The organism is Cyanobium sp. BA20m-p-22 (genome assembly GCF_024346275.1).
Taxonomy (GTDB): Bacteria; Cyanobacteriota; Cyanobacteriia; order PCC-6307; family Cyanobiaceae; genus Cyanobium_A.
This window is the reverse complement of record NZ_JAGQCQ010000197.1, coordinates 1-7,046: the sequence shown is the minus strand read 5'-3', so window position 1 is coordinate 7,046 and position 7,046 is coordinate 1. Positions and strand designations below refer to the sequence as shown.

At 58.4% G+C, this 7,046-nt stretch carries 8 protein-coding genes; 5 read left to right on the top strand and 3 right to left on the bottom strand.

All coding sequences use genetic code 11. The features are described 5' to 3' along the window. The first annotated feature begins 328 nt into the window (after nucleotides 1–328). The 4 genes from KBZ15_RS15225 (at nucleotide 329) to KBZ15_RS15210 (ending at nucleotide 4,673) form a co-directional block, all read left to right on the top strand. On the top strand, nucleotides 329–595 hold the full coding sequence (locus KBZ15_RS15225) for a hypothetical protein (protein WP_255016047.1): 267 nt from the start codon (nucleotides 329–331) through the stop codon (nucleotides 593–595). Nucleotides 596–690: 95 nt separating this feature from the next. Beyond that, nucleotides 691–1,599: a hypothetical protein gene (locus tag KBZ15_RS15220; RefSeq protein ID WP_255016046.1), complete on the top strand. Its 909-nt coding sequence runs from the start codon at nucleotides 691–693 to the stop codon at nucleotides 1,597–1,599. Next, a complete protein-coding gene (locus tag KBZ15_RS15215; protein ID WP_255016045.1) occupies nucleotides 1,599–3,773 on the top strand; it encodes a CHASE2 domain-containing protein in 2,175 nt (724 codons plus the stop codon). The genes KBZ15_RS15220 and KBZ15_RS15215 overlap by 1 nt, the downstream gene beginning before the upstream one ends. Nucleotides 3,774–4,460: 687 nt before the next feature. Then, nucleotides 4,461–4,673, top strand: a complete 213-nt coding sequence (locus tag KBZ15_RS15210; RefSeq protein WP_255016044.1) for a hypothetical protein — start codon at nucleotides 4,461–4,463, stop codon at nucleotides 4,671–4,673. 284 nt (nucleotides 4,674–4,957) lie between these two features. Here KBZ15_RS15210 and KBZ15_RS15205 read toward each other — a convergent pair whose 3' ends face one another. The 3 genes from KBZ15_RS15205 to KBZ15_RS15195 form a co-directional block, all read right to left on the bottom strand. After that, nucleotides 4,958–5,407 (bottom strand): hypothetical protein, encoded by a 450-nt coding sequence (locus KBZ15_RS15205; RefSeq protein WP_255016043.1) that lies wholly within the window; start codon nucleotides 5,405–5,407, stop codon nucleotides 4,958–4,960. A 136-nt stretch (nucleotides 5,408–5,543) separates the two neighbouring features. Continuing rightward, nucleotides 5,544–5,696, bottom strand: coding sequence for a hypothetical protein (locus KBZ15_RS15200; RefSeq protein WP_255016042.1), 153 nt, complete (start codon nucleotides 5,694–5,696; stop codon nucleotides 5,544–5,546). 497 nt (nucleotides 5,697–6,193) lie between these two features. Beyond that, entirely contained in the window at nucleotides 6,194–6,412 is a 219-nt protein-coding gene (locus KBZ15_RS15195) for a hypothetical protein (protein WP_255016041.1), read from the bottom strand. A 310-nt stretch (nucleotides 6,413–6,722) separates the two neighbouring features. On the opposite strand from KBZ15_RS15195, the gene KBZ15_RS15190 reads away from it, so the two are divergent. Further along, the gene (locus KBZ15_RS15190) at nucleotides 6,723–7,010 is read left to right on the top strand and encodes a hypothetical protein (RefSeq protein WP_255016040.1); all 288 of its coding nucleotides are present in this window, start codon (nucleotides 6,723–6,725) and stop codon (nucleotides 7,008–7,010) included. Nucleotides 7,011–7,046 lie beyond the last annotated feature (36 nt).

The window sequence follows — 7,046 nt, the reverse complement described above, 5'->3', positions numbered from 1 at the left end:
TCTGGCTTTTTTACGGGAGCTCGCACCGGAAGCAGATCCCTTCTTAACCAATGACCAGCTGAAGGCAATGGCCACTGCCATTCGTCAATTGATGACGGAGAAGGGCACCCAAAGTTTGGATCAGGCTGCAGAGAGTGGGTATGAGCCTGAGGCCCCCTCGTCTCTGTCATCACCTTCTGAGGACGGAGGTCTTTCAGCTAGTGAGCTGACGACGTTGATCGATGCCGCTCTGCAGCGGGCTATGGATAGGCACATGCCCCAGGCCATGGCAAGCCCAGGCCAGAGCTCAGAGTTGCTTCGCTGCCTCTGGGCTGGCTGGGCTGAGGGCATGTCCAACCGCCCCCTGGCTGAGCGCTGCGGTACCAGCTGCGGCACGGTGAGTAAAAAACTGCGGCCTAACGAGCACGCCACCTTGATCGCAACCGCAGCAGCTGTTGAGCTCAAGCGCCATCAAGCCTTTGCCAGTTGCGGGCAAAGCGTGGAAGCGGCCGAGCGGTTGGTGAACGCCTTGCGGAATCACCTTGTGGAACCGGAACGAGAAGGTGGCATCGCTCCCCTGCGTCAGTGGGTGCAGCACCATCTGAGCCAGTCATGAACGATTCCATACTCCCAATGGAGGTGCTGCCGATGCCCGCTGGGGCAGTTGAGCTTTCAGCTGATAGAGCCTGGGCAACTGAACGCTCTCTTGCAGTGGCAGCCCTGCTTCAGGTTCTCTCCACCCAGCAAGCCGCTCTGCCCTTTGGCCCTGAGTCAGCAGCCGACGATGAAGGGCAGCTTCTGAGCCTCAACCGCTTTGCCCTGCAATTGCTGACCAGTGGGATTGCTGCTGATCAGATCGCCATTGACACCAGGCACTGGGCTGATCAGGCCACCGCACCGCAGCTGTTGCTCTCAGCCCTGGTTGATGAGGAGAACGGGGTGGTTGCTTTCGGCGGGGTACTCACTGGGGCGGAATTTATCCGGCTTGCCAATAGCGGTGTGCGTATTGGTGATCAGCTGCTACTCGACGCGACCGTATTCAAAGGGGGCGTCGAGCGACTGCTGACCCTGGTGCAGCTGCTGGAGCCTGCATCCCTGCCGCGTCTGGCCTTGGGTGGTGCCTCAGTGAACCAGCGCCGGGTGGTGCCGATTGTCGACTGGCTGAGCGGGCAGCTCGATGGTGCGCTGCAGCAGGTGTTTGGTGCCCAGTGGCAGCCCATTACCCAGGGAGCCTTCTTCAGTGCAGCAGCGGCAGCAGCCGATCAGGGCGCCCTTGCATTGGTAGCGATCCCACTGGGGCTTGATGGCAGGCAATTGGTTTGCGGTCAGGCTGCAGAAGGCTGCATTGAACGTTTTGTTCTGCAGATGGTGGCCACGGGCTCTGATCCAACCCGCCCCGATCGATTGGTGCTGCGGCTCAAGGCGGCGATGAACGGTGACCTTTTGCCTGATGGACTCACCATGGGTGCCAGTCAGGGCAGCCATGAGCAGCGCCAAACGACCGATAGCAGCACCGAGATTGAGCTGGTTTTTGCCGGTGGCTCCGATTTGATTGATGTGTGCATCAGCTACCCAGGCAGCAGCGATCTAGTGCTGCCACCCCTGCGGCTGCCCGGTTGATGGGCGACCGCATTGATCTCCTGATGCGTCAGGCACCAGATGGAAGTCCTGGTCTGCAGGTGTTTTTGACGGGAGCCGGCCAGCAGAACGCTTTTGTCCTGCCGGAGCCCAGCCAATTGATTGCGTTGCAGCAGGTATGGCGGCAGCGCTTCTTGAAACACCATGACCCGGCCTTTGCCTGGGCAGAAGGTGCGGCAGTGGTGCGCAGCTACAGCGACCAGCTGCGCCAAGCCATGCAGCAGTGGATTGATGCCCCGGCCTGGCAGCCATTGCAAAAGTTGCTGGCTCAATTCACCTCACTGCCACTGACCGTGCGCCTTGAGGGGGTTGCAGAAACGATCAGCAGCCTGCCTTGGGAAACGCTCTCTTTGCAGAGACCCGTCTGGCGACTAAATGGTGATGGCAGCGAGCCCATCGACCGGCAGCCGATGCGGCCCCGGAAGCCGCGAATCCTGCTGCTTGTGGGCGCCGAGCAGGGTCTCAACCTGGATGGCGAAGTGGACCGGTTGCTGCTGCAGCAACGAGGCGGCCGCATTCACCTCACGATATTGCGGGGCCAAAGCTTCTCCCCTGTTGCACTGCGTACTGCTCTGGCTCAGAGGACTGGCTGGGATGCGGTGCTGTTTCTCGGCCACTCAGATACTGGAGCAAAGGGAGGCGTGTTGCACCTTGGTGATGGCAGCCAGCTAGATGGGGAAGCTCTGGCGGCTGATTGGGCTGTCGCCGCTGGTCATGGCTTGCGCCTGTTGCTGTTGAACAGCTGCAGTGGTCTGCAGCTGGCAAGCCTTGCTGCGCATGCCGGCATCGATTGGGCAGTTTGTTTTTCAGAAGCAGTCCCTTCTGCAGCTGCTGGGTTTGCCTTTGGCCAATTGCTTGGTGCCTTGGAAGAGGGCAGCGATCTCGTGCGTGCTGTTGAGCAAACCCGCCAATTACTGGCTGCTGGGGGTGGCATGGAGGGCTGTGAGCTGCTGCTTGCAGTGGTTGCAACGAACGCAGCACAACCATTTCGGCTGCCACTGCGGCGGCGACGCCAACTGTTGTTGCGGTTGGCCAGCACCAGCAGACGACAGGTGATTGCTGCAGCAGCAGTCAGTGCCGTGGCACTGGCGATGGAGCTCACCCCTGCCAACCCAATCAACAGCTATCTGCTCGACCGGCGTTTGGAGGTGCAGCGCCTCTGGCGGCAGTGGAGCGGTAACGCCGGCCCAGCGAGTGATGGAGAGGACCAGCCAATTGCAGTGCTGTTGCTGGATCCGGCAACCACCATTCCGGCTCTAGGGGTGCCCTCCCCCGTGAAAGACCACACCTCACGCATCGCACTGGCAGAAGTGCTGAAGCGCATTCCACCAACCCAAGTGCCTGTGGTGGGGTTGGATGTGGTTCTTGATCAACCGAGGCCAGGCACGAGCGAACTGGCCGAGGTGCTGCGCAGTCAGCCGTCACGCAAAGTTGTGGCGGGATATCTGAGCCCATACAGCGATCCAAGCCAAGGACCGATTGGAGATAGCTGGTTGCAGGGGTCAATCCTGCAAGCGGCAGGCTTACAGGCCGCTGATCTTGCGGTCGGTACCGCTGCTGGCGGTGGGTTGCTCAAGCCTGTGCCCTTGCACCTGCAGTACCCGATTACCAATTCCAATTTCGCAGGCAGGCTGAGTCGCATTCCTCAGCCACTACTCCCGGCTGATCGGGTGATTGATTGGTCACTCGACTGGACTCGGTGGATACGCATCGTGAGCCCCGATGAGTTGGCTGCGTTGCGCTCCCCTCTGCTGCTGGTAGGCACCACAGGCAGATTGGGCGATCGGCCTGTTGATCTCTTTACGGCCCCGGCGACGGTGCAAGGTGCCCTGCAACGCGGCGACCGGCCCCTGTGGAGCGGCAATGCACGCGAGGTACCGGGTGTCTTGGTGCAGATGGTTCTGATCCAGTCGATCAACCTTGGCCACTGGCTCACGCCTCTCTCCCAGACCTTATGCACCTTGGGGGCTGGCGCGCTGGGTGTATTGGTGGCCGCATTACTGGAGAAGCGTCAGCATAAGTTGATCGCCGTTGCCTTGATCGCTGCTGTCAGTTGCCCCCTGGCTTACAGCCTTGCGATCTGGCAGCTGTTACTGGTGCCACTGTTGCTGCCTCTTGCTGCAATGGCAGCCACTACTTTTAGCCGTAATGATTGAGACACGCACCATGGTCACGGGCCGCTTGATCGCAGCATTTATTGGTGTTGCCTTTTCCATTACGCCGGGCGCCGATCTTCTCGCACAAGGCAGGATGAAGGCAGCGGCGTCTACGACACCAACGCCTCCACGCAGCGTGATTCAGAAGCTGCGGTCCTTTCTAGGCCTAAACCCACCGGTGGCTATTGGCGGCAGCCGCAGTGGTGGCCCATTGAGCGTTTGCTTGCTGAGCCCTTGGCCAATCTCGACTCGGCCCGATCCCAGCGGCACCGTACTTGTTGGTATCTCGCAACCGATGTTACTGGCAGCTGAACCACTCAACGAGATGCGATTAGAGCAAGATGGGAGGATCCTGTGGCAAGAGCGAGCAAGTTCCACAAAAGCAATTGATGGGTCTATCCTATGGCCCATAAAGCCACTGCAGCCTGGTGAAAAACTCACCCTGAAGATCCGCCCCAGAGGCGCATCGGGAGGGGACTTCGCAAACTATAATTTGCAAGCTGCGGATTCAGAAACACTTGAATCAAACAAGCGCCGAATCGCTCGGCTTGGAACCGATAGTGCTGCCTGGTTTAAGGAAGTAGAAAGCCTCTCGCCTGCCCAGGGGGCGACAGCTCTGGCTTTGATCAGTAGCCCGAGTGCCCCTGCAGCACTCCGCGAAACCTTGAAATGCCAGGAGAAGACTAGATGACAGAGCATCCACCATTAACGCCTGCAGAAGATGACTCCAGGTTGACTCTTGTTGTGAAAATCAAGCCCTCTAGCGCGGAAAGGCTTGACATCATCAGCCAGGAATGGGGCATTGATGATAAGGCTGTTCTTGCTGGGCTACTGCTTGATGAGCTCCTGAGTGACACCAGTTCAGAAACGTCTGCGGATAATCAGGCTGGCGGTGCCTAGGAAAAATGCGGCTACTGCATCAGATGCTCTCGGCATGATCGAAGTTCACAGGCTCAGTTTCCTCCTGCAGGAGCGCCAGGGTTTTCTTACTCAACTTTACGTCTTTCGAATTCCATTGCGGTCGCGGGGCAGGCGCCCCTCGCGCAATCAAAACGGACATCACTGTATTTGGCACTAGCCACAGCGCTGACGATTTCGTCATATTGACTGCCACGTGTCCATACCCCCCGTACGAGTACATTGAGATGTGTAGGATATAGCGGAAAAGTTGTTAAGACAATCGATCAAACTCCTCGACGCTTGAGCTCTTCCAGCAGGACTCCGGCCAGGGAAGCACCAGCCCCCGAGATCACCCAAAGTGGCACCCCAATGGCCGTACCTAGGGCCGCAACCCCCGCCCCTTGTGCTCCAAAGGCAGCTATGCCTAGAGCCATGCCGCTGAGCCCGAACTTAGACGCTGTAGAACGTTCGTCCCATGCATAACGTTTGACGTGCTTTGCGATTACTTTTGCGGCTGTAATTGCAGCATTGGAGGAAGCGGTTAGAGCAATGGCTTTCTTGGCTTTTTCCAGTCTGCCTATTGGTGCATCCTTGAGAATGAGTAGCTGAGTTATCCATTGCTGGAGCGCCAAGCGATCACTCTTGGTTGATGCTTCTACTATTGCGAATGCCAGCTGATGATCTCTGTGTTGGTTGCTCATAGCTTTTTCTGCTCCTGTAAATTTTCTGAACACAGGCTCCTCGTTCTGGGAAGTGCCCCGTGATTCCTGTGTTCATCTTGTACTCAGCTGGGAGTCCTCAGAAAAACAGCATGGCAAATACTGATTTGCCAGCGGCCCAAGGGACCGCCGCTGACAGAAGCAACCAGGCTCAGACATACCAGCGCAGGGGCAGCTCGAGCTCTTGGGGCTCTTCTTCCAGCTGGATCAGCCACCAGGCTGCTGGATAGGTGGGCTCGGGCGCAGGCTCAACCCACTCGCCGCTTGCCTGTGCTTCCTCCCAGGCATCGATGAGGGACTGCATGGTGGTGGAGATCGGGAACATCGCTGGGATGCAAATAACGCGCACTTGACTCCCTGCGGAGCGGGAAATACTGGAGTGCGGTTTTGCAGAGCCGATGGCCCCCCTCCCCCCAGCTGATGTGCCGAATGGGCGGTTCTGCTAAGCGCACCTAGCGGTGCGGCAGCGGGCACGAGCCATCGCGCAATGCCCGAGCGGGAGCGAGCGGCTGGAGCAGGCAGCCCGCTGCTCTACATCCAGCTGACAATCGAGCAGAAGGGGTAATGGAGCCCGACCAGGCGGGAGCGGTGGAATCCCCTGGATCGCTGTTATCCCACCGGTAGGTGCACGGCTTGCAGGGTTTATCCAGCGGCCGCAAACGCCGCGTAACCCCGACCAGGCGGGAGCGGGTGGAGCAAGAATTGCCGCTGCTCTTGTCCTTTCCCCGCTCCACCTTGCCCCCTGCCACCAAACCCGCACCCCAATAAAAGGGGGCCTGTGGCCCCCAAGTGGCTGGTGGGCTACACCACTGAGACGGTGACGCCGGGTGTGCCCTGGAATTTGCGGGCAAAGGCAAAGGCTTTCTCAGCAGGGATCAGCCGCATTTTCTTTACGGGCTTACCGCGCCGCCCGAAGTGCTCAACGGTGCAGGGCACAGCGCCGCTTTTTTTGATACCGGGGGCATAGCGATGAACGATCAGCAGGCGGATTTTGCAGACGGGGCCTTGGGGAGCTGCCATGGGAATTTTGGCGAGGAACCCCCAGGTCACGCCCGACGGCGCAGCAGCAAGCAAGGGTGGCGTAGCCACTTGCGTAGCCCTTTCCTGCTGTGAGCAAGTGAGGGCAACCTGAAAGGGGTGCTCGTGGAATTACCAGCAGTGCCCCAAAGCCAATGGTGCTGGTTGCCCATGACTACTAATAATTGCGATCCGCAATAAGCAGTACTGTGACAAGGGAATGCATAAGTACTGAATAAAGGAAAGTATCGCGTGCAAGCAAGTTTTTACTGGCAGAATGGACTAGACTTCAGGATGCTATGCCTAGGTTCAAATGGGTTGGATTTTTGATGCCGCAATGCTGCTCGGCGAAGGCGCTGTTATGGGGATGGCAGAAGAGCAGAGCGCGAATAAAAAGCTAGTTGTATGCAGAAGCTGCCACGCCGAAGCCGAGAGAAATAATGCTTACTGCAGCATGTGTGGCTCCCATGAGCTCGTGAGAAAAGATAAGTTTTTAAAGGAGCTAGAAAACCCCCGGTTTCAGGAAAGATGTCACCCCTTTGATCCATCCATCCGGGGGCTTGAGGACATGACCAATGCGCCGATACAGCGAGGCCGTTAAGGCTGATGTGAGGAGACGGATGCACCCGCCCCACAG